Raw genomic sequence first — 21,716 nt, 5'->3', positions numbered from 1 at the left:
GGCTAGTCCTGATGGTCCAGCAGTAAACTCCGGAGCTGCTCTGCCAGTTTGTGTTGTTCTTTCGGTTTGAAGTTCTGCATGACGGTAAGCGCATCGTCAAAGCGGGTTTGCATGGCGCGGTCGATGAGGCGGCGGCCTTTAGCACTCAACTTGACTATGACCGAACGCCCGTCGTTCTTGCTTTGCTTGCGACGCACCAGCTTGCGTTGTTCCAGGCCGTCGATACGGGTAGTCATGGCGCCGCTCGTCAGCTGCGCGGCGCGGGCAATGTCGGTGGCGGGCATCGCGAACGGCTCGCCCTGCCGGCGCAAGACGGACAGCACGTCGTACTCCCAGTGTTTGAGGTCGTGTTGTTTGAGGGCGAGGTTGGCGCGGCTGCCAAGCAGTTTGCCGAGCAGCTGGATCCGGACCACGACACCAAGTGCGGAAGCGTCCAGGCCTGGTCGCTCATTGGCCCATTGTTGCAGTAAATCGTCGACCATATCTTTTTTCATTTCAATAGCTTACCGTCGTCCAAAAAAACTGAAGAAAATACCTTGACATAAAAGTAAATACGATTATCTTCACCTCAAAGTGACTCTCCGAGAGGAGAATAACATGGCGCAAGAACCTGAAATTCAGGCAGACACAGACTGGTACGGGGACGATACGGAGATGGAAACTGTGATGAGCGATGACGACTTTGAGTTCGATGAAGCGCTCGATGTAGAAGTAGATGAAACGATCCCCGAAAAGGATGACGTTCCGGGTGGCAATGTTCCGGTGTGGCGGTTGATCGAGATGTCTCGTGAGAACCGTTTTCTCCGTGAGGAACTTGCTGATTTTGATGATTACGACGTTGACGGTTACGGCACTGAGTACGCTCACTGACGCGACTGGAAAACGGCGAGTTTGAGCAGGCAGGCGGCTGACCATTTCGACTGAGTTGCGTTGACACACCGAAAGGTGGCCATAGGCACGTTGACCGCACCAAGTCGAATTCCGGGAGTCGCCAGGCATCCCTGAAACCCGGGTTCACAACGACGAGCGCCTGCCGTCATTTGTGAACCTGCTGAGGACTGACAGATGTCTATACGACATTACGGCAGTGATTTTGAAGATCTTGATGAACTTACTTATCGCATGCTCGATAGCCGCTTCTGCAAAGTAGCTATGCACGGCCAGCGTCACGACGCACTGCGTCATCGCCGGCAACACGAGCGAACAGAAGGCGCCGAGGTTGCGCGTAAGCCGCGTAAGCCGCGCGAGCGTCATTCAGAGGTCTGATTTGCCGTAACTGAACCCGGCGCGATCCTCGTTAGTATGAGAGGTCGCGCCGTCTTTTTTGCGGTCCGGTTCAGGTCGCCCAGTCGGGCGCGTTACCGGGCTTCCATTTGATATTGCATCCGATGCTGGGTGTCTGCACCGTCGACACAGGAGCGCCGGCCAGTACGGCGTCCAGCGCTGATCGGATATCGTGTCCATCATTCGATTTGCCGTTGCCCGGCCGACTGTCGTCAAGCTGGCCGCGGTAGCGCAGCGTCAGTGCCGAATCGAAGACAAAAAAATCCGGCGTGCAGGTGGCTTCATAGGCTTTCGCCACGGACTGATCGTCGTCCACCAAATAAGGAAACGGATACCCCTGGCGTTCCGCCTCTTTGCGCATGTTCTCGGGGCTGTCATCCGGGTATGTGTCGGCATCGTTGCTGTTGATGGCGAGAACAGCAACGCCCAGTGGCATGTAGTCCGCCGCCAGAGCAACCAGAGCGCCACGTACGTGCTTCACAAACGGACAATGATTGCAGATAAACATGATGACGGTGGCCTGCTTTTCATCCGCGGCCGGCAGCGTGTGCAAGTCACCGTACGGATCGGTCAAGGTGAAGTCCGGAGCGGTCGTACCGAGTGGCAGCATGCGTGATTCGGTTCTGGCCATGGCTAGTTCTCTCTTTCCAGTCTGCGGGTGGCAAGTTCGCGTAAACGGGATTGCATGAGCTTGCGGCGCCGCAACATGATGGCCAAAACGAACAAGCTGCACAGGCCACCCGCGATGAACGTCACTTCGCGCAAACCGAATGCGCTGGAGAGGCTGCCGATGACGAGGCCGCCAAGCGCAACACCGCCGAATGCAACCATTCCCCACAGGCTGCTGACACGACCGCGAACGCTGTCTTTGACGATGGTCTGGAGCAGTATCTGCGAACCAACGCCACACAACGACAAGGTGCAGCCCAGCGCGGCGACAACGGCGGTACTCAGCCAGAACTGATCACTGCTGCCGAGCAGCATCAGCAAGAAACCGGCGACGAAAATGCCGGCTGCGACGACCTCGATGCGTAGCCACGCGGCACCCCTTGCCAGTATCAGACCGGCAATTATTGCTCCACCGCCGATGGCAGAGGTCAGTATGGCGAGGCCGACACTGCCGCGGTTGAATACCGCATCGGCGAAGGCCGGCAATAGTTCGAGAGGGCCGCGACCAAGCACCGAGCCTGCCGCGATAACGGCTAGCAGCGCCCGAATCTGCCGGTGTCGCGCAACATAGCGAATGCCGTCCTTGAGTTCGTGCCAGACATCATTGCGCACTTTGTTTGTCTGCGTCGATGGGCGCAAGCGGACGATCAGCAACGACACCAGAATGGCGATGTAGGATATTCCGTTGAATGCAAACGCGGCAGCGACACCGAGCGTAGCGATCAGAATGCCGGCGATCGCGGGGCCGATGAACCGCGACAAATTAAACGAGATGGAATTCGTTGCCAATGCACTTTGCAGTTGTTCGTTCGTAACGAGGTTGGGCACCAGCGCCATTCGCACCGGTGTGTGCGCACCATCCAGTATGCCTTGCATCATGGCGAGTACGGTGAGTACGTAAATGTCGGTGTTGCCCATCGCCGTTAACAAAGCAAACAGCAACATGTTCAGGATGCTGAGCGTGTTGATCAGTATGGATGCGGCGCGTCGATCGAAGCGGTCTGCGAGCACACCGAAGATTGGTCCGAACAACACGGTGGGCGCGAACTGGGTGAAGGCAATGACCCCGACCCAGAACTCGGAACCGGTCAGCTGCCATGCCAGCCAGCCGAGGGCAACACGGTAGACCCACGACCCGTGCAAAGACAGTGTGTTGCCAAGGAAATAAATGAGGTAGTTGCGATTGCTTAGGGCGGAGGCATTCATTGCGCTATGCAGGTTACCTCATGAGGCTGGCAAAATGCGCTGGCTGCTGCGGGTCTTGGGTGCAAATCGTGAGGCTTGCACGGCAGAACCTCGTGAATGCGATCAAGCACTCGTCTCCGGCATTCTCGCGGTAATCGCCGTGGCTGCCATTGCTTGTGCGTCCGGCTTGCGCCTCAGACCTCGAGCGAAAATCGTATTCGTGCCTGCCGCGTAGAGTCGTTGCTGGGATTGGCTCCGGCAGCGTCGGCCGGGCCGGCGGAAAATCTGCAGCGGGTTCGGCTGCCACACCGCTCTGTCCGGCACTCTGGTTGCATCTGGAACAAAGTCTAATATTGATAATATACAAAGGCGGTTGCTACCATGTAAGGTGTTGCGAAGGACCGCCGTCACATCGACGCAAATGCCGCTAGATCAATAACGACGGCAACCATTCCTTCGATCCGCAGGAGTAATTTTGGCAGCTAATCTCGGCGCTTTTCGACCGTCGCGCGGCATGACTTTGTCGAGCCAGATCGTAGCGCAAATCAGGGACGCCCTGTTCGCAGGGGATCTCAAGACTGGCGACGTGCTTGGCTCTGAAGCCGATCTCGCGAAGCTCTTCGGTGTCAGCCGCATGAGTGTACGCGATGCACTGCGCAGTCTGGAAGCGATGGGCATCGTTGATATCCGGATGGGCGCCAAAGGCGGCGCGACTATCGCGGCGGGCAGTGGCGATCGTTTTGCGGACTCGCTTGCGATTCAGCTGAAACTAATCGGCGTTACGCGCGAGGAAATCCTTCAGGCGCGTGCGGGAATCGAAAGCATGACGGTGGCTATGGCGACGATGCGTGGAACTGCCGACGACATCGACCGCATTCGCCAGGTGCTCGTCGAGGCTGAAAAGCACCTCGACAACCCGGAAAAATCCGCGATCCTTGGTGAGGAATTCCATATGGCCATTGCGCAGGCGACGCGCAACGAAGTGCTGATCGGGCAATTGCGCGCGATGCGTGAAGTTTTGATGCCGCCGGCACAATGGCCTGATCACGATCAGGCGCAAAAAATGCTCGATGTACATCTGGAACTGTTTCGTTTCATCGAGTCCGGCGATGCGGCAGCGGCGCGCGACGCAATGGTTGAACACGTCAAGCACTGGATTACCGCTTAGACGTTGTCGGGTATGCCGCCCGAGGCGTACCCTTGGTGCAGGCATGCCCGTCTGCTTGAGGACATGGCCGATAGCGCCGGACGCTGATCGAATTCAATCCTTTGGGAGCAATGCCATGGATCGACGGTCGTTTCTGAACAACCTTAGTGTGGCTGCTACAGCCGCCATTGGCAGCGCGACGACCATGGTCGGCAAAGCCGATGCGCTGGAACAGGCGATGAGCGATGAACTCGATCGCCGCGTCGTTACCCCTTTCGCCTGCAATATCGGCGCAGACCGGGGAGAAGGCGGCAGCGATCGCCGGCCGTTTCTGATGGGTGATGATCCTCGTTTGCCTGCGATGCCTGCCCGGCCAACCCTGATCGACTTCTACAAGTACCGCTTTGCCCCTGCGCAGCATGTCCTGCAGAGCGCACGGCTGGCGATGAACAACGGCAGTGATGAGAAAGTCATCATGGCTTGCCTCCTGCACGATATATCCGTCATGAGCCTGATCCGGACTGACCACGGTTACTGGTGCGCGCAGATGGTACGCCCGTACGTCTCCGAAGAAATCGCCTGGGCGATAGAAAAGCACCAGGCACTGCGGTTTTTTCCGGACGCATCGCTGGGTTATGAATACCCGGAAGCCTACATTCGATACTTCGGCGCCGACTACAAACCCGAACCGTATATTCGTGCCGAGTACGAGCGCGCGCGCAAACACAAGTGGTACCTCACCTCGCGCCTGATCACGATCAACGATCTTTATTCGTTCGAGCCGGACGTGTTCGTCGAAGTGGAAGAGTTCACCGACGTTATCGGTCGCAATTTTCGGCAACCCAAAGAAGGCCTGGGTTTCGATGGCAGTCCTACCGCGCACATGTGGCGCAGTATCATCTGGCCGAACAACTTCCTGTAATTCCGAAGCCCTGCAGCGCGCAATGCGCGGCCATCCTGCCCGCCGACTGTGGTCGATTTCGACACCGCGCTGCGGTACGGTCCGGCATGTCAATACCCGGGGGAGTTCTGCATGAAACAAGTGAATACTTTAATGGTCATCGCGGCGGCGTTGCTGCTGACGGCTTGCGGTCAGAACAGCGCTGACGAGAGCGGCGCCGCGGCAGCGTCGCTGATCCTGGTCAATGCCCGCGTCTACACGCTGGACTGGGATGAAGCGTCACCAGACGGCACGTTGAGCGACGCTGCGCCGCTGAATGAATTCGGCTGGCACCCGGACGCCGATGCGGTGGTGGTCGCCGGCGATCGCATAGCCTTTGTCGGCAAGACCAGCGATGCCCTCAACTTGAAAACCGAACAGACTCGCGTGGTCGACTTGGCCGGGGCCACGGTTCTGCCAGGCCTTGTTGATTCCCACACGCACGCGTTTGAACTCGGCTCGGTGTTGGAGCGGGTCAATCTGGCCGATGTCGCGACAGAAGAGGAAGCCGTCGCGATGGTTGTCGAGCGCGCCAGGCAAACGCCGAAGGGCGAGTGGATCCTGGGCCACGGCTGGGACGAAGGCGCATGGGCGAACCGCTACCCAGACAAGGCACTGCTCTCGGCGGCTGTTCCCGATCACCCTGTGTTTCTGGCCAGCCTGCACGGCTTCGCGGGTTGGGCGAACCAGAAAGCGTTGGAGGTTGCCGGCATTAGCAAAGATTCAACAGTGCCGGTCGGCGGCGAGATGCGCCTCGGTAACGACGGCGCGCCCAACGGGCTGTTCCTGAATCGTGCGGTGCCCATGATGAGCGACGCCGTGCCACCGGCGACCAACGATGCGCTGGCGGTACGCATACTGGCCGGTCTGACGCAGATGGCCGCAGACGGCTATACCGCCGTGCACGATGCCGGCCTCAATAGCCAGCAGATGGAGGTGCTCGAACAGCTGGAAGCGGAAGGGCGTTTGCCGATACGCGTCTACGCGATGTTGTCCCTGCGTGACGAAGCCCTCATGCGTGCCTGGATTGCCAAAGGCCCGGACCAGGACAACGACAGCATGCTGGTTACGCGGACAATCAAGGCTTATTACGATGGTGCGCTCGGTTCGCGCGGTGCGCGGTTGCTCTACGACTACGCCGATCAGCCCGGACACCGTGGCGTCAGCGGCGGCGACTACGGTTTCAATCAGCAACTGATGGCCGAAGCGATGGCCGCCGGCTTCCAGGTTGCCATCCACGCGATTGGTGATGCCGGCAATCGCGAGGCGATAGATATCCTGGAAGGCATCATTCGGCAACACCCGGCGGCGGGCAAGAACCGTCATCGCATCGAGCACGCGCAGGTCATACACCCGGATGACATGCCGCGTTTGAGCAAGCTGGGTCTTATTGCCTCGATGGAACCGCCGCACGCGGTGGAAGACAAAACCTGGGCTGAGGAAAGACTGGGTGCCGAGCGTGTCCTGGGTGCTTATGCCTGGCGTACCTTGCGCGAGGCAGGCGCACGGTTGACCTTCAATGCCGATAATCCGGGTTCTGATCACAGTATCTTCTACGGCCTGCATTCGGCCATCACCCGCCAGGACAAGTCCGGTCAGCCGGAAGGCGGTTGGTACGTCGAACAGGCGATGAACGCGGAAGAGGCGGTGCGCGGTTACACCGACTGGTCGGCCTATGCCAGTTTTCGTGAAGACGAAAGCGGCATTATCGAAAAAGGCCGCTGGGCGGATCTGACCGTACTTGATATCGATCCTTTCGTTCTTGCCGATGACAGCCCGGCTGATCTCTTGAACGGTCGGGTGTTGATGACCGTCGTCGGCGGGAAGGTCGTCTACGAACAATAACAGTCCGTCGTACCGTGACCCCTTCTGCCGGGTCACGGTACGACGCGGCGCTTAGCCGCACTCTCATTAGCCGGGGTCGAAGCACCTGCCGGCACAATATCCCCGTCTTCGCGACCAGTAATTTGTCGTCAGCCGTCAAACAGGAACCTCCGGTTTTTCTGTAAGGCGGCGACGTGTACCGACGAAACAAAGCATGACGGAATTTCGTACGAAATTTCCGCAACGGGCGGGTGTGAGCCGCATCTGGCATGCCGGCATTTATTCACTGCGCGGGCTGGCGATCGCCTGGCAGGGGCAGGCGGCCTTTCGGCAGGAGGCACTGCTGGCGATGGTCATGATCCCGGCGGCGTTCTGGCTGACTGAGGATGCCGTCGAACGGATTTTGTTGCTTGGCAGCGTCGTGCTGGTGCTGATCATCGAGCTGTGCAATTCCGCCATAGAAGCGGTCGTCGACCGGGTGGGCAGTGAATTGCACCCGTTGTCCGGTGCCGCCAAGGACATGGGATCCGCGGCGGTGCTGCTCAGTCTGCTACTGATGTTGCTGGTCTGGGCGCTGATTGCCCTCCAGCGCGTCGGCGCTTGAGTGCCATGACGAGCGGAACTCCGTCAGGCGTGACCGGCACCGTCCTAGCCAGCCGCCGCGCGTTGCGCACTCTGCAGACGGCACTGAAGCCGCTCGCGGTGTTTGCCTGGCGGGTCCTGCTGATACTGAGCCTGTCGCGCGTTTTACTCGTCACTTGGCAGTGGCAACGGGTCAGTGATGCCGGCACCGTGGATTTCGTCTTGCTGCAGGGGCTGCGTTTTGACCTCGTACTGCTCGGGCTCGCGCTTGCCGTGCCGGTCATCGCCTTTCCCGTGCTCGCTTCGACTCGTTACCTTCTGCCACTTTGGCGCAGCTTATTGCGCTACTACCTGCCAGCCGCCTTGCTGCTGATCACGTTTCTTGAATGTTCGACGCCGTCGTTTATCGCGCAGTTTGACGCGCGGCCGAATATCTTTTTTCTGGAATACCTGAATCACCCGGTCGAGATCATCTCGACACTGTGGGCGGCATACCGTCTGCAGCTGTTGTTCGCTGCGGCCGCGTTGTATTTCGTCCTGCGCTGGATAACGCGGCCACTTAAGACGACTACGGCGGCCATGCAGGCGACTGGCATGCTGCCTGCGCTGCTGGTCACACCATTATTGCTGTTGGTGTGTGTCGGCATGGTGCGTTCGACCACGGCGCACCGCCCGGTCAATCCGAGCACGGTCGCGGTGTCGACCGACCCCATGGTAAATGATCTGGCGCTGAGCTCGCTGTACACCGCTCTGTACGCCTTGTACGAAACCGGCCATGAACCCGAAGGCGGGTTTCGTTACGCCGAGCTGGGCGAGTCCACCGTTATCCAGGAAGTGCGTAACTCGATGGACGTCGCGGCTGGCGACTTCGTGGAAGGACCCTTGCCGACGTTGCACCGTCAAACGGCCAGGGGACAAGGTCCGAAGAATCTGGTCATTATCCTGGAAGAAAGCCTGGGCGCGGAGTTCGTTGGTAAGCTCGGCGGGTTGGATCTGACTCCCAATCTTGATGCGTTGGCCGATAAAGGAATCTGGTTCGAAAACCTGTACGCGACCGGCACCCGCTCGGTGCGGGGTATTGAGGCCGTAGTCAGCGGTTTTACGCCAACGCCAGCGCGCAGTGTTGTCAAGCTGGGCAAATCGCAGCGGAATTTCTTCACGCTCGCGGGTTTGCTGTCGCGGCACGGCTACGACACCCGGTTCATCTACGGCGGTGAAGCGCAGTTCGACAACATGCGGCGCTTCTTCATGAACAATGGGTTCGACAGTGTTGTCGACAAAATCGACTATGAGAATCCGGTATTCATGGGCTCCTGGGGTGTATCCGACGAAGACTTGTTCAACAAAGCGCACGAAGAATTCAGCAAACCGCAGGACAAACCGTTCTTCAGTCTTGTATTCACCTCTTCAAATCATTCGCCGTACCAGTTTCCGGAGGGCCGCATCGAGCTGTACGACGAACAACTCAACACGGTTAACAACGCGGTGAAATACGCGGATCACGCACTCGGCGAGTTCATGGCCAAGGCACGTCAGTCCGACTACTGGGAGGACACGGTTTTCCTGATTGTTGCGGACCACAATTCGCGGGTTTACGGGGCAGAACTCGTGCCGGTGGAACGTTTTCATATTCCCGGCCTGATCATGGGCGGTTCCATACCTCCGTCAGTGCATACCCCGGTTGCGAGCCAGATAGATCTGGCGCCGACTTTGTTGTCGCTCATCGGCGTGTCTTCGACGCACCCGATGATCGGCCATGATCTGACGCGTGCCGATGCGGCCAGCTACCCCGGCCGCGCGATCATGCAATACAACGGGACGCAGGCGTACATGGAAGACGGCCGCGTCGTCATTATGCGCAAGGACTTGCCGATCACAACGTATCTGTACACGGACGACCGGCAGCTGGTGGAAGATCCGGCGGGTAACATGGCGCTCGTACAACGTGCGCTGTCGCACGCCAACTGGACGTCGCTGGCGTACGAGCATTCGCTGTATCGATTGCCGCCCGGGAGTCGGGCAATGGTTGCCGCAGCAAGTCAGTAAGCTGAATGCTCGCGCCGTGCTTGTGGTCACTGTGCGGCATGCACTCGTCTAGTCCGCGGTTATTACCGGATCTGTCATCGCTGAGTCAATGAGTTCGTAATCGAACGCCCGGCTTCAGGTCAGGCAGCACCGGCGTACGAGTCCAGGTCAGGCCGATGGCTGCTTGAGATGGCGCAATGACTTTCGGCAAGCAAGTTGGCGGAAACGGCGCTTCGTATTGGGTGTCGCTGACCCGCAAACATGCGCGGGGTCGGTTGCGATCCCGGCGTTGGCCAGCCCTTGCCGGGCGAGCAGCCTTCAGAAGCTGCGCTTGGTGCCGACCAGAAACTGCACATTACTGATCGAGTTGTCGCCGTCCAAAGGGTAGGCGAGGTCGATGTGCACAACGCGACCCTGAGCCGCGCGAGTGCTGCCCAGGCGAAGTCCGAAGCCGACATCCCGGAGCAAACCCGGGTTTGCCCCGGCGACAGGGTTATTTCCCCAGCTACGACCTATATCGGCAAACACCGCCGCGCCGACGTGGAACAGGCGAAACGGGTACCAATCGGTGAAGTAGCGCTGTTCGATGGTCAGTAGTGCACGCGACTTGCCCATCTGGTAACGCAGAGGGTAACCGCGCAGACCGGTGTCGCCGCCCAGTGGTATCAGGTTATCGAGATCCACGTTCTGGCCGATGCGACCGGACAAGCTGGCGTAGAACAGGCTGCCCTCCGAGTGCCGCCTGAAGTAGCGGGCACTGAAGTTTGCCGTCAGGTTGCGCAAGCCGGCTGATTCCCAGCGGCCGTCCACGCCGGCTTCCAGCATCAATGAACGGCTGCTGGTATTGCCGAACCCGCGGCCTATTGCCGTGCGTACCAGCAGTGCATCACGGTCCGAGCCGAAGCCTTCGCTCGCAAAACCGACGCGCGCACTGAACGTAGTGCCGAGGTTGCGGTCTTCGGTGCGATTGATTTGCTCCAGGTTGCGCGCCTTTTCAAACTTGTCCTGTACGAATTCGATACCGACGTACGGGTAGACGAAACGACGGTTGTCCGGTACCAGCGGTGACTGGCCTGGCTCGTCAGCAATGCCTGCAAACTGGTGTTCGTCACCCGCGACGCCGACCAGGTAGCGGCGCGCCCAGCCATCTGCGACACCTTTCGACCAGCCGGTGTACAGATCAAATTCAGTGGACCGCCCCTGGTACTGACGCTGCGTGAGGCCCCGGTCATAGAGTGAGTCGATGCGTTCGTTTTGCCGGAGTGTCAGCCCGTACGCACGGCGCGAGTCCAGCGCATGGAACGGTTGCTCAACTCTCAGACCGCGGCGGAAGCCGTCACTGTTGTTGGCATGAGTGGCTTGCAGTTGCGTCCAGCTGGACCCCAGATTGTTATCAAGGAACTGGAAGCTTAGTGAGTCGCGATCCACATCCGAGCGATACTTCAGGCCGACACGGATCCCGGTACCGAACAGATTGAGCTCGTCAAAGCCGATACCGCCACTGTTCTCGCCGCCGCTGCGACCGAAGGCAACGGACGGGCGCAAGGTCCAGGCATCACGGGTCGTCACCACCACGTCGACTTCGCCATCGCTGTTGCGTACCGGCTGAATGCGTGCCTCCTGAAGATAGGGGTCGCTACGCAGGATGCGTTCCGATTCCTCAAGCAGGCGGCCGGAGTACGGTTCGCCACTGTGAAACAGCAGTTGCTGCTCAATCACCTGTTGCCGGGTCCGCTTGTGGATAGCGTTCGCTGTCCGGTAAAGAACCTTGTTCTCCGCGGCGATGTCGGTATTAAAGACGTTGCCGTTCTCGATCACGATACTGCCGATGACGGCGCCGCTTAGTTCCAGCGCTGCGGTCGACAGATTGTCGGTCGCGAGAGAGCCCGTAAGGGCTGACAACGTACTGTCGTTGTCACCGTCACCGGCGGCAGCTGAGAGCGGCAGCAGGGTGAACGAGACGCCAATGAAGGCCAGCAAGACCAGGGTTCGTGCTGGCTGATTCTGCAGACCATACAGGCGGGCGAGCGTCGCCCAAGGGTCTGGTTGCATGCTGCTCATGGCGTCTCCCCGGGTGTGTGCACGGCAATCCGCTGTCTCCAGCGCATACCGCTTATTCCGCTTGGACGAAATTCGAGGGGCGAACTGGTCGCTGGATTTCGCTGAGTAGCCATGCCGACAAGTTTTCACTGTGGCGTCGTCTAAGCACTACCTCACACGCAATCGACGTCTCTGCGTCATCGCGGTTTGTAAACAACACGGAGCACTACTTTGTCTGCAAAACTACACGTGAGCGGCTGTTGGTCGCATCGTTTGTCTGCCGTCCTGTTCGTGATAGTGCCGGTCCTGTTGCTGGGGCTCGTCGTAAGACTGCTACTCTGCGCAATCACCTGGTCCGAGCTGTCCGGGCTGAACTCTGTGCTGGCCGCGTTTGCCGTTGGGTTTTTGAATGACACGGTCTTCGCTTTCTACGCCTCTGTGCCGGTGGTCTTGTACCTGTTGCTCATTCCGCAGCGTCTGTTCCGCACTGGCGGGCACAAAGTACTGAGTTTCTTATTCTTCGCCTGCGCCTATGCGTCTATGTTGTTCGTCGCCGTAGCCGAGTGGGTGTTCTGGGACGAATTCGGGGTGCGCTTCAACTTCATTGCTGTCGATTACCTCGTGTACACGACTGAGGTCGTAGATAACATTCTGCAGTCTTATCCGGTCGCTGCATTATTGACGGTGATAGCACTCGCTGCGTTTGCGAGTATGGCGTTCGTGTCCAGAACGACAGCCTATAAACGTTGGCTGATAAGTGAGACTCCGTTCGCCGCTCGCGGCAAAGTCGCAGTCCTGTTGATTGCGGTGCCGGTCATGACGACCACGATCTACGCACAAAAGGACATGCCGCACTTCGACAATCGCTACGTGCAGGAAGTGGCGAAGAACGGCGGCTATTCGTTCTTTGCAGCATTTCGCAACAACGAGCTCGGGTTCCGGGATTTTTACCAGACAGCGGACGCATCGCTCACGGAGCCGCGGATTCGGGCGCTGGTCAGCGAAGCTACCAGCGAGTTCGACCACGATCCCTCTAAACCTTACCGACGATTCATTCAGGCCGAAGGTGAAGAACGCAGATTGAATGTCATCCAGATTACCGTGGAAAGCCTCAGTGCCAGCTATCTCGGAGTGTTTGGCAATGACGAAGGGTTGACACCTAACCTGGACCGATTGGCCAGTCAGAGTCTGAGCTTCACCAATTTCATGGCCACCGGCACACGAACAGTACGCGGCATGGAATCACTTGCGCTGTCGGTGCCGCCAACGCCCGGGCGTTCGATCGTCAAGCGACCGGATAATTCAGGTCTGTTTTCAATTGCTACCGTTTTCCGCAACAAAGGCTACGAGACATCCTTTTTCTACGGTGGGCGCGGCTATTTCGACAATATGAACACGTTCTTCGGCGGCAATGGCTTCGTCATACACGATCAGGCGTCGGCCGCTGCCGATGACATTTCATTCACCAATGCCTGGGGCGTCAGCGACGAGGACCTGTATGCCTGGGTGCTGGACGATGCCGACCGCAAAGCCGCCGCCGGCCAGCCGTTCTACGATTTCGTGATGACGACATCCAATCATCGCCCCTACACATACCCTGAAGGGAAGATCGACATTCCGTCACACAGCGGTCGGCAAGGCGCGGTCAAGTACACGGATTACGCGATCGGCAAGTTTCTGCAGGAAGCCAGTCAAAGGCCGTGGTTCGGGAATACCGTTTTCGTCATCGTAGCGGATCATTGCGCGGGCAGTGCTGGCAAGACCGAACTGCCCGTCGAAAATTACCGTATACCGCTGATGGTCTACGCACCCGGGCTGATAACGCCCGGTGTTGTCACAACATTGAGCAGTCAGATCGACTACGCGCCGACCTTGTTCTCGTTGCTGAACTGGTCTTACGCCAGTGAGTTCTTCGGCAAAGATATACTGGGCATGGCGGCAGAAGACGGTCGGGCGTTGCTGGGCACGTACCAGAGTCTCGGCCTCCTGCAGGGGGCGACTCTGACTGTGCTGAAGCCGGTGTCGCGTGCCGAGGCTTTCCACTACGATTCCGCGACGGGTACGCAATCGCGGATTCCGGTCGCGCCCACGGCAAAGCTGGACACTATCGCGTTCTATCAAACAGCCGCCGATGCTTACGACAGCCGTTCGGAACCCGCGGCCATTTATCAGGCCGCGGTACGTCGCTAATGCGGGCGTTCGTTCCCGCGGTCAGAACTCCAGCAGAATGCCGGTTGCCGGCAGTAACGGGAACCAGTAGTCGAAACTCTGGTCCAGCACGCGGTTGCCGGCCGTGTCGGTTGCAACGTCGAAATCAACGCAGCAGGGATTCTCGCGATTCGTTGAGTTGGATACTTCAAAGTACCAGCTAAAGTAACCGAATCGGGTGGGTCGTCGGAAATCGACACGCATGTCGAGCGAGAAATAATCGCGATAACGTGCTTCGTTGCGCTCACCGAAAATCACGGCAGGCCCGGTGTCGTCGGCCGACAGGTACACGCGGGTCATCGGCCAGCCGCTGTGAACTTTGGCCGCTGCGCTGAAGCTCCAGCGGTCGCCGCTTAACGCAACGCCGATTTGCCCGGCGTGTCGCTGATCCCAGCTGCGGGCGATAGTCTGACCACTGACCACGTCATCGGCTTTTGACAAGGTGTACGACGCCCACCAGTCGAAGCCGTTGTCACCTTCGTACGCCGCTGAAATCTCAAGCCCCCGCAAATCGGCACGCTGCGGGGCAATCACCACTCTGTCGGGTTCCAGTTCCGGAACGACGCTCAGGGGATCGAACATATTCTCGAAATGCGGGCGAATGCTCTTGCTGGTTTTTACATACAGCTCGGTGCGAAATGAGTAATGAGCATTGAGCTGGTAGTCGATACCGAAAATGGACTGGTCAAACCGCTGTGCCGGGAAGAAATTCGTCACGCCGTCCTCCACCTGCAATTCGTGGGCGCCCTGCGATTGGTAGTAACGACCCCAGCTGAGGCGCAGGTTGGTTCTCGGGTTAAGGCGGTACAGCAGGCTGGCACGCGGGCTGAACTGGCCATTGTCATCAGTGTCGGTATAGCTTTGCTTGTCCCAGCGTATGCCGAGGTCGGCGATCAGGCGGCGGTTCACCATCCAGCGGTCCGACGCATAAAAAGCCATCGCGTCGCCGTCGACGCTGGACAGCACAGCGCGTGATTGCGCGTTCGAACGATCCGGCAAGTCCTGATAGATGCCGTAGTAGTCGACCGTTGAGCGGTAGTTGTAATCGGCATCGACCTGCTGAAACTCGGCACCCCAGCCGAGCAGGTGGCGTTCGTTGAGGTCCAGCCGCCAGTCCTGATTCAGCCTGACTATTGTGATTGTTCGTTCGTCGCTGAGCGAGCCTGTAATTTTTTCCGGATCACTCACCAGGGCGTGACGGCCGCTGATGGAGTCACTGGCCGAGAGCACCGTGAGACTCGAGAGTGCATCCGTCCATTGCTGCTCCCAGGACAGCCAGAACTGGCTGTTGCGGGTGTCGTTGGTTGTCTGCTCGCGTTCATCGATATCCGCTGCCGGGATGATGATGACGCTGTCCTTGACGATCATCAGGTTCGCCGCCAGCGTGGTGTCGGGCGACGGCCGGTAGGACATCTTGCTGTACACGTCGTAATACGCCGGCTCGCCGATTTCCTCGTTCAATATGAGATCGAGATTGCCGCGCCGTACGGACAGCACGTAATCCGCCGCACCGTCGGCGAGTTGTCCCGCGGAGAGGATCGACGCGTTGAAAACGCTCAGACCGAACTCGTTGCGTATGTCCTCGTCGGGCGTCAGCGTATCGACCAGTACCAGACCGCCGGTCAGGTCGCCGTAACGCACGGGAAAATCGCCGGTGTAGACTTCGATGCCGTTAATAGCCCGGACGTCTATCGCACTGAACAGGCTCTGGTAGTCGCGCACGTGAAACGGGTTCAGCAAGCGGTGACCGTCGAGGACGATGCCCGTTTCGCGGGTAGATCCGCCGCGCAGATGCGGCTGTGCCGAGGCACCCGAGGTCGTGCCGGGCAGTCGCTGTACCGCACGTATCGGATCATCCCCGGTGTCCGGTGTCTGCATGATGGAGGTGCGGTCCAGACCGCTCGGGTTGTCGATGGCATCGCGCAACAGTTCGTAGCGACTGGCGGCAACGACGACTTCAGTTAACGGTGTTTCCAGGGGTAGCAGGCGCAACGTGGCTGTACGGGTTTCTTTGCTGGCGGCACTGATCGTCGCTTCGAGTGTCTTGTAGCCGGGTGCCGTGACCACAACCGGGTATTCGCCCGCTGGTACATTGATCGCAAGACTGCGCTCACTGCGGTTGTTCGTTTGTATTGCTGATTCGGGTAGTCCGCTGACCCTGACGCCGGTCACCACCGCGTCCGATTGCGCATCGCGAAATTGAATAAGCACCGTGCCCGGCTCGCGGCTGGCGGCTGATACCGCCTGGTGGCCGACGACAAAGACGCCGTCGACAGCGAACAAGGTGAGATCGTGAGCCCGGAGAATTTCGCGAACGGCGGCAAGCAGATTCCGGCTGCGCGGTGCACTGACGATCCGTAATCCGGCAGGTACCAGGGCACTGCTGTAAGCCAGTGGCACGCCGCTGGCCCGCAACTCCTCCAGGACAGCGGCAATCGACTCGCCAGCGACGAGGCGGCGCGGTACCGGTTCCTCGGACCAGTCAGCCGCGTAACCGGTCAGGGCCACGCAGAGCAGCAACGCCGTCAGGACGATTCGCATCCGGCCCGACGTCCGCGACGGGGTCCAGGCGAAACGCGGCAGGCATGGGCCTGTGTAAAGTCTGGGTGAGAGCATCCGTTCAATCAGGCGGCGGTTCAGGCACTGCACATCGGACATTGCCTGAAGGATTGTCTACGACACCTGATTATGGAGTGCTAACGGGGTAAGTCCAGCAAGCTGACCACGATAACGCCGTCGTGCAATTCGTATTGCAGGTCGGCAACATAGGGAATGCTTTGCAGTGCACTCATTGGCGACAGTTTGTCCAAACCGTGCACGATGACCCGGCTGACGAACTCGGCGGTTGCATTGTCCCGGTAGCTGACAACGTAGCCGGTTTCCCGCGCAATCCAGTTGAGCAGGGCCTGCACCGAGTTGCCTTCCGCGGCAAAGGCGGGCGCGATAGCCTGCACCCATTGCCAGCGTTCGTCCCAGGTCTGAATCTTGCGTTCGGCACTTACGCCGGATCGGTCGAAGTCGACTTCGTCACCCGCTGGCAATAACACCCGTTGACCGGCGGCGGCGACCGCCACCTCACCTTCGCGCACGCTCAGTGTCAGGCGGTCGTTGTGCAGGCGCGTCTGGAACTGGGTACCGACGTGCGTCGCCAGCCCGAACGGCGTCTCGATCGAAAATGCCAAGGCAATGCCGTTGTCCGCGACGGCTGGTTCGGAATCGAAATAGACTGTACCGGACACGAGTCGTACCCGATCCGCCGCGATCAGTTCAATTTCCGTTGCTTCATCCATTCGCAATGAGCCGCCGCTGTTCCATGCCAGCGCTGCCCGGGAGCCCGCCCTCGTGCGCAAGGTCTGCCCAAGCAGCAGTTCAGCGTTTGCGGCCGGGCTGACTTGGCCATCAGCGCCGATGACCTGAATGCCATTCCCGCTGGTTCGCTGCAGCTCGGCGACGGCTACGGCTGCCGGCAACAGGCTGCTGTCGGTCGCGAAAAAGGCCATGCCTACCGCCAGTACTGTCGATGCTGCCAGTGCCATACCCAGCACTGCACGTCGCCGGCGTTTTTGTTGCTGCCGCGCCGACCAGTGACCGTGCAGCTTGGCAAATGCACGTTCGCGTGCCGCCTGCGGTGCTGGCGCACGGCGGCGGGCGTGACGCAGCAGGTCGGCGACCTGGTCATCAGCGGTGCGGGTTTCGTCGTTCGTCTGTTTGTCCATGGTGTCCAACTTCTCCACTAGGGAGCGGTGACTGCTGCTGCCAGCGGTCGATAAATGTCACTAAACGCGCGTTTCGCGCGCGCCGTCAGGGAGTTCGCGGCATCCGTGCTGATCTCTAGCCGGTCGGCAATTTCCTGCGCCGAATAGCCTTCGATGTAACGCCACTCGAGAACATCGCCATAGGCGACCGGGAGCCGGTCCAGCGCGACCTGTATCAGTCGCAATGCGTCTTCCTGTTGTGCCTGCACCAGCGGGTCGTCGCAGGGCGGGGCACGAAACGAGTCAACCACGGCCTGAATTTCCGGCGCATCTTCATACAACACAACGCGTTCCTTGTAGCCGCTGTGTTTGCGTTGCCAGTCGGTAATCTGGTTGCGGCAGATCGTGCACAGCCAGGTAAACAGCTGCGCTTCACCCCGGTAACCTGACATGCCATCGATTGCGTTCGCAAAGCACTGCTGCACGATGTCCTCCGCAACGACGTGATCGTCGCCGAGTCTGCTCAGCGCAAAGCGGTATACGCGGTCGTAGTTCTCGTTAAAGAAACGTGTGAATGCCTGCTCGTCGCCCGCATCCAGCTGTCGGGCGAGCTTCAGATCCTGACGATGGGCAATTCGGGAAATTATTGCTGACATCCTTGTTAGACGTATGCCATGGGATTTCTGGTTGCGGGCGCTGCTGGGGCGGCGCTGCATTGAGAAAAGTTTTATTTATCAATAAGTAAGATCACCTCAGTCGCTCAATGTTCGTTGCCGGCGTAAATCCACATTGGCACGGTACTGCCCGCGCGCTCGAAACCGAGCGATTCGTAAAAACGGACCGCTGCCTCGTCGGCGGTGAGCATTTGCTGGTGCAGGCCCGCGTAGTTTTCGCTGAGGGCCTGCATCATCAGGCGGCCGACGCCGGCTCGCTGGTAATCCGGGTGTACCAGCAAGTGTGGATAGTAGACGACCAGGTGACCGTCAGAAATCGCATTGCCGATACCGATCAGGCGCTGGCCGATGCGGGCTGTGACGAGGGAATGCGAGCCGCGCAGCGCCGCCATGAGTTCGCCGGGTTTGTCGGCGGACGACCAGCCGTTGGCGCGATAGAGCTCGACGACTTCCGCGGTCCGTATCGGGTCCTGCATGCTGATTACTGGTGTTCGTGCCATTGCCTGAATATCCGGGTCGTGGGCAAGCGGAGTTTGCCGTTACAGGGGGTGTTCGTAATCCAGCTCCGCCAGCAGCGCGAAATGATCGCTGCCCGCAATCGCCAGCCGCCAGACGTTCAGCGCGCTGAGCTTCCACAGAAAGCAATGGTCTATGCGCCACCAGCCGTTGATGCCAAGACGCGGAATGCGCGGCCATGTGGCCGTAGCCGCGCCGTTCCGGGCCGTCTGGCTGGTACCGTCCGTATAGCGTGCGCGCATGCGTCGGTAGACCGGCCAGGCTGGCGATGCATTGAAGTCGCCAAAGATAGCATGTGGTGTGTTCGCGTAGGCCGCCCGGTCCTGCAACAACAAGCGAAGTTGTTCGCCGCGGCGCACGGGGTGCGGGAAGTACGGCCACAAATGCGGGGCCGAGATATGCACGTTGAGCACCTGCACTGTTTCCTGCAATGGGGTCCAGTGCTCGGGCGTCAGCGTCACTTCCCAGGCGTCTCGTTTGGGCAGGTGTATGCGCCGGCTGGTGACGGGTCTGCGGGCGGCGATGCCGTTGCCTTTGATGATCTGGTCGTGGTCGAGATCGCCGTACGGCAAGCGCCGTTGCAATGCGCGCGCATGTGCCGGCGACAATTCCTGAGCGCAGACAATGTCCACACTGTGCTCATCAATCAATGCACCCAGCGCTTCCGGGTCGGCGCGGCCGGAAAACAGATTGCATGAAAGAACCTTGATCACAAGGTTAATGTAGCAGTTCCCGGGCGTATTGCCGCCGGCGCGGGTGGCTGTGGCCGTGCGGGCACGGTGAGAAGCAGGCCGTTGTGCCGTAAACTCGGTCACCCGGGATCAGGGGTTCCTGACCATTTGCCACGCTGGAGTGCCATGAATACCAGAATGTTCAATGTACTGAAGGCTATCGTTGTGCTCGCTGTCCTGTCTGCATGCGGTGTCGAAACATCCGACCCGAAGGCGTACAACTACGACGTGGCAACGGCTGGCACGCGACAGTTTGAGTTTGATACGGAAACTGAGCCGGGCGTCATCAAGGTGCTGCTGGAATCGCGGAACCTCGGCAGCAACGACGTCGAAATGGCCGAGATATTTTTTCCGCCGGACTATCACGGCACAACGCATCCGCACGAGTTTGAAATTATATTTGTACTGGAAGGCCGGCTGGACCATATCGTCAACGGCGTATCAAACCTGCTGGAGCCGGGTATGGTGGGTGTAGTGCGCGAGCCCGACCTGGTGGTGCATCGCAGTGCCTCGCCAGAGGGGGTAAGAGTCCTGGTGGTTTGGCCGCGCGGCGGTGAAGTCGCCGGATTCGAAGACCCGTCAATGCGTGAATCCGAGCTGGTAAGCGAATAACTTCGCAGGAGTCATTTTGTCTATGAAAGCCTTGCATCGAATGATCGTCTCGTGTGCCGTGTTGCTGGCGTTGACGGCTTGTTCCGTCAACCCGGTCACCGGTAAACGCGAGCTGACCCTGGTGGGTGAAGCCACCGAAATTCAAATGGGCGAGCAAAACTATTTGCCGATGCGGCAGTCGCAGGGCGGTGAGTACGACATCGACCCATTGCTTAGCGACTATGTACAGGGCGTAGGTCAGCGCCTTGCCGCGGTCAGTGATCGCGAACTGCCCTACGAATTTGTTGTGCTCAATAATTCAGTGCCCAACGCCTGGGCCTTGCCGGGCGGCAAGATTGCAATCAACCGGGGATTGTTGACGGAACTGGGTTCAGAGTCCGAACTGGCCGCCGTGCTCGGTCATGAAATAGTCCATGCCGCGGCCCGGCACTCTGCCCGGCAAATGGAGCAGGGCATGCTGTTGCAAGGCCTGGTGCTGGCAACGGCCGTTGCGACCAGCGACAGCGACTACGGCAATATGGCCGTGGGCGGTGCCGGGGTTGCGGCGCAATTGCTCAGTAGTCGTTATGGTCGCAGTGCGGAGCTCGAATCCGACTACTACGGCATGCAGTACATGGCGCGCGCGGGTTACAACCCGGAAGGTGCGGTCTCGCTGCAACAGACTTTTGTGCGGCTCAGCGAAGGCCGTCGCACGGACTGGTTGAGCGGCTTGTTCGCCAGCCACCCGCCGTCTCAGGAACGCGTTGACGCGAATCTGAAAACCGCCGCGGCGCTGCCAGCTGGTGGTGAATCGGGCGAGGAGCGTTATCGGCGCGCGATGGCCAAAACAATGGCGGCTATCCCGGCGTACGAAGCGTACGAGGAAGGCCGCAAGGCGCTCGCCGACAACAATACCGCGCTTGCTTTGCAAAAAGCAGAAGCCGCGATCCAGCAATTGCCCGACGAAGCGCATTTCTACGCGCTGCGTGGCGACGCGCGTTTGCTCGACAAGAAATACGACATGGCGATCACCAACTACGATTCGGCGATTCGTCGGCGCAGTGAGTTTTTTTACTACTACCTGCAGCGTGGCCGCGCCTATGAACGCACCGGCAATGATGTGGCGGCCGAGTCTGATCTGGAGAAAAGCCTGACGCTTTTGCCAACCGCGCCCGCGCACCTGACGCTTGGCCAGATCGCGGCGCGGCGCGGCGATCGTAGCCGGGCTATCGAACACTACCGGGTTGTGGCGCAGGGCGAGGGCGAGGTTGCGCAACAGGCGCAGAGCGACCTCGTGCGACTGGACGTAGGCGAAAATCCGGGCAACTACGTGCAGAAACGGTGCGACCCCGGCAGCGATGGCAACCTGGTGGTTTCGGTACGCAATGCCACGCAATTACCGTTGCGCAATATAGCCATACTGGTCACTTACAACGACGGCAGCTTGCAACGGCAAATGGAGCGTCGGGTCAGCGGCACGCTGGCGGCGGGCGCCGTGGCGAGCGTGGCAACCGGGCTGGGTCCGTATGCGGCTGGCAGCGCATGCCCGGTCGTTATCAGTAATGCGCAGGTTGCTGAGTAGCGGCGCAACTCACTGGCGCCGTA

General features: G+C 59.4%; 19 protein-coding genes. 10 read left to right on the top strand and 9 right to left on the bottom strand.

All coding sequences use genetic code 11. The features are described from left to right. Nucleotides 1-2: 2 nt before the first annotated feature. The gene (locus BA177_RS15720) at nucleotides 3-494 is read right to left on the bottom strand and encodes a MarR family winged helix-turn-helix transcriptional regulator (RefSeq protein WP_068617752.1); all 492 of its coding nucleotides are present in this window, start codon (nucleotides 492-494) and stop codon (nucleotides 3-5) included. A 103-nt stretch (nucleotides 495-597) separates the two neighbouring features. On the opposite strand from BA177_RS15720, the gene BA177_RS15715 reads away from it, so the two are divergent. Both BA177_RS15715 and BA177_RS18685 read left to right on the top strand, forming a co-directional pair. Continuing rightward, a complete protein-coding gene (locus BA177_RS15715) occupies nucleotides 598-870 on the top strand; it encodes a hypothetical protein (protein WP_068617750.1) in 273 nt (90 codons plus the stop codon). Nucleotides 871-1,065: 195 nt separating this feature from the next. After that, the gene (locus tag BA177_RS18685) at nucleotides 1,066-1,266 is read left to right on the top strand and encodes a hypothetical protein (RefSeq protein WP_156762856.1); all 201 of its coding nucleotides are present in this window, start codon (nucleotides 1,066-1,068) and stop codon (nucleotides 1,264-1,266) included. A gap of 70 nt (nucleotides 1,267-1,336) precedes the next feature. On the opposite strand, the gene BA177_RS15705 is transcribed toward BA177_RS18685, so the two are convergent. Then, nucleotides 1,337-1,915, bottom strand: coding sequence for a thioredoxin family protein (locus BA177_RS15705; protein ID WP_068617746.1), 579 nt, complete (start codon nucleotides 1,913-1,915; stop codon nucleotides 1,337-1,339). A 2-nt stretch (nucleotides 1,916-1,917) separates the two neighbouring features. Then, entirely contained in the window at nucleotides 1,918-3,159 is a 1,242-nt protein-coding gene (locus BA177_RS15700) for an MFS transporter (RefSeq protein ID WP_068617744.1), read from the bottom strand. A gap of 454 nt (nucleotides 3,160-3,613) precedes the next feature. Between BA177_RS15700 and BA177_RS15690 the strand changes: the two genes are divergently transcribed. The 5 genes from BA177_RS15690 to BA177_RS15670 all read left to right on the top strand — a co-directional run bounded on the left by BA177_RS15690 (nucleotide 3,614) and on the right by BA177_RS15670 (nucleotide 9,677). Beyond that, complete coding sequence (locus BA177_RS15690; protein WP_156762855.1) at nucleotides 3,614-4,306, top strand: FadR/GntR family transcriptional regulator; 693 nt, start codon at nucleotides 3,614-3,616, stop codon at nucleotides 4,304-4,306. 115 nt (nucleotides 4,307-4,421) lie between these two features. Then, nucleotides 4,422-5,207 carry a hypothetical protein gene (locus BA177_RS15685; RefSeq protein ID WP_197493155.1) on the top strand — a complete coding sequence of 262 codons (786 nt, stop codon included), beginning with the start codon at nucleotides 4,422-4,424 and terminating at the stop codon, nucleotides 5,205-5,207. A 111-nt stretch (nucleotides 5,208-5,318) separates the two neighbouring features. Then, the gene (locus BA177_RS15680; protein ID WP_156762854.1) at nucleotides 5,319-7,070 is read left to right on the top strand and encodes an amidohydrolase; all 1,752 of its coding nucleotides are present in this window, start codon (nucleotides 5,319-5,321) and stop codon (nucleotides 7,068-7,070) included. A gap of 193 nt (nucleotides 7,071-7,263) precedes the next feature. Next, complete coding sequence (locus BA177_RS15675) at nucleotides 7,264-7,653, top strand: diacylglycerol kinase (protein ID WP_068617736.1); 390 nt, start codon at nucleotides 7,264-7,266, stop codon at nucleotides 7,651-7,653. 5 nt (nucleotides 7,654-7,658) lie between these two features. Continuing rightward, nucleotides 7,659-9,677 (top strand): LTA synthase family protein, encoded by a 2,019-nt coding sequence (locus BA177_RS15670; RefSeq protein WP_082990179.1) that lies wholly within the window; start codon nucleotides 7,659-7,661, stop codon nucleotides 9,675-9,677. 297 nt (nucleotides 9,678-9,974) lie between these two features. Here BA177_RS15670 and BA177_RS15665 read toward each other — a convergent pair whose 3' ends face one another. Next, nucleotides 9,975-11,717, bottom strand: coding sequence for a BamA/TamA family outer membrane protein (locus BA177_RS15665; protein WP_068617734.1), 1,743 nt, complete (start codon nucleotides 11,715-11,717; stop codon nucleotides 9,975-9,977). 210 nt (nucleotides 11,718-11,927) lie between these two features. Here BA177_RS15665 and BA177_RS15660 point away from each other — a divergent pair, with 210 nt between their 5' ends. Then, a complete protein-coding gene (locus tag BA177_RS15660; protein ID WP_156762853.1) occupies nucleotides 11,928-13,886 on the top strand; it encodes an LTA synthase family protein in 1,959 nt (652 codons plus the stop codon). A 21-nt stretch (nucleotides 13,887-13,907) separates the two neighbouring features. Here BA177_RS15660 and BA177_RS15655 read toward each other — a convergent pair whose 3' ends face one another. The 5 genes from BA177_RS15655 to BA177_RS15635 form a co-directional block, all read right to left on the bottom strand. Continuing rightward, nucleotides 13,908-16,445, bottom strand: coding sequence for a TonB-dependent receptor plug domain-containing protein (locus tag BA177_RS15655; RefSeq protein ID WP_068617731.1), 2,538 nt, complete (start codon nucleotides 16,443-16,445; stop codon nucleotides 13,908-13,910). Nucleotides 16,446-16,600: 155 nt separating this feature from the next. Further along, nucleotides 16,601-17,620, bottom strand: a complete 1,020-nt coding sequence (locus BA177_RS15650; protein ID WP_156762852.1) for a FecR domain-containing protein — start codon at nucleotides 17,618-17,620, stop codon at nucleotides 16,601-16,603. 17 nt (nucleotides 17,621-17,637) lie between these two features. Continuing rightward, on the bottom strand, nucleotides 17,638-18,255 hold the full coding sequence (locus BA177_RS15645; protein WP_197493153.1) for an RNA polymerase sigma factor: 618 nt from the start codon (nucleotides 18,253-18,255) through the stop codon (nucleotides 17,638-17,640). A 104-nt stretch (nucleotides 18,256-18,359) separates the two neighbouring features. Further along, the gene (locus tag BA177_RS15640) at nucleotides 18,360-18,773 is read right to left on the bottom strand and encodes a GNAT family N-acetyltransferase (RefSeq protein ID WP_068617725.1); all 414 of its coding nucleotides are present in this window, start codon (nucleotides 18,771-18,773) and stop codon (nucleotides 18,360-18,362) included. A gap of 39 nt (nucleotides 18,774-18,812) precedes the next feature. Beyond that, a complete protein-coding gene (locus BA177_RS15635; RefSeq protein WP_082990177.1) occupies nucleotides 18,813-19,604 on the bottom strand; it encodes an endonuclease/exonuclease/phosphatase family protein in 792 nt (263 codons plus the stop codon). 42 nt (nucleotides 19,605-19,646) lie between these two features. Here BA177_RS15635 and BA177_RS15630 point away from each other — a divergent pair, with 42 nt between their 5' ends. Both BA177_RS15630 and BA177_RS15625 read left to right on the top strand, forming a co-directional pair. Next, entirely contained in the window at nucleotides 19,647-20,132 is a 486-nt protein-coding gene (locus BA177_RS15630) for a cupin domain-containing protein (RefSeq protein ID WP_068617720.1), read from the top strand. A 22-nt stretch (nucleotides 20,133-20,154) separates the two neighbouring features. Then, nucleotides 20,155-21,693, top strand: a complete 1,539-nt coding sequence (locus BA177_RS15625) for a M48 family metalloprotease (RefSeq protein ID WP_197493151.1) — start codon at nucleotides 20,155-20,157, stop codon at nucleotides 21,691-21,693. Nucleotides 21,694-21,716 lie beyond the last annotated feature (23 nt).

Origin of the sequence: Woeseia oceani, assembly GCF_001677435.1 — a bacterium.
In the GTDB taxonomy this organism is placed as follows: Bacteria; Pseudomonadota; Gammaproteobacteria; order Steroidobacterales; family Woeseiaceae; genus Woeseia; species Woeseia oceani.
This window is presented reverse-complemented; position numbering and strand designations above follow the sequence as displayed.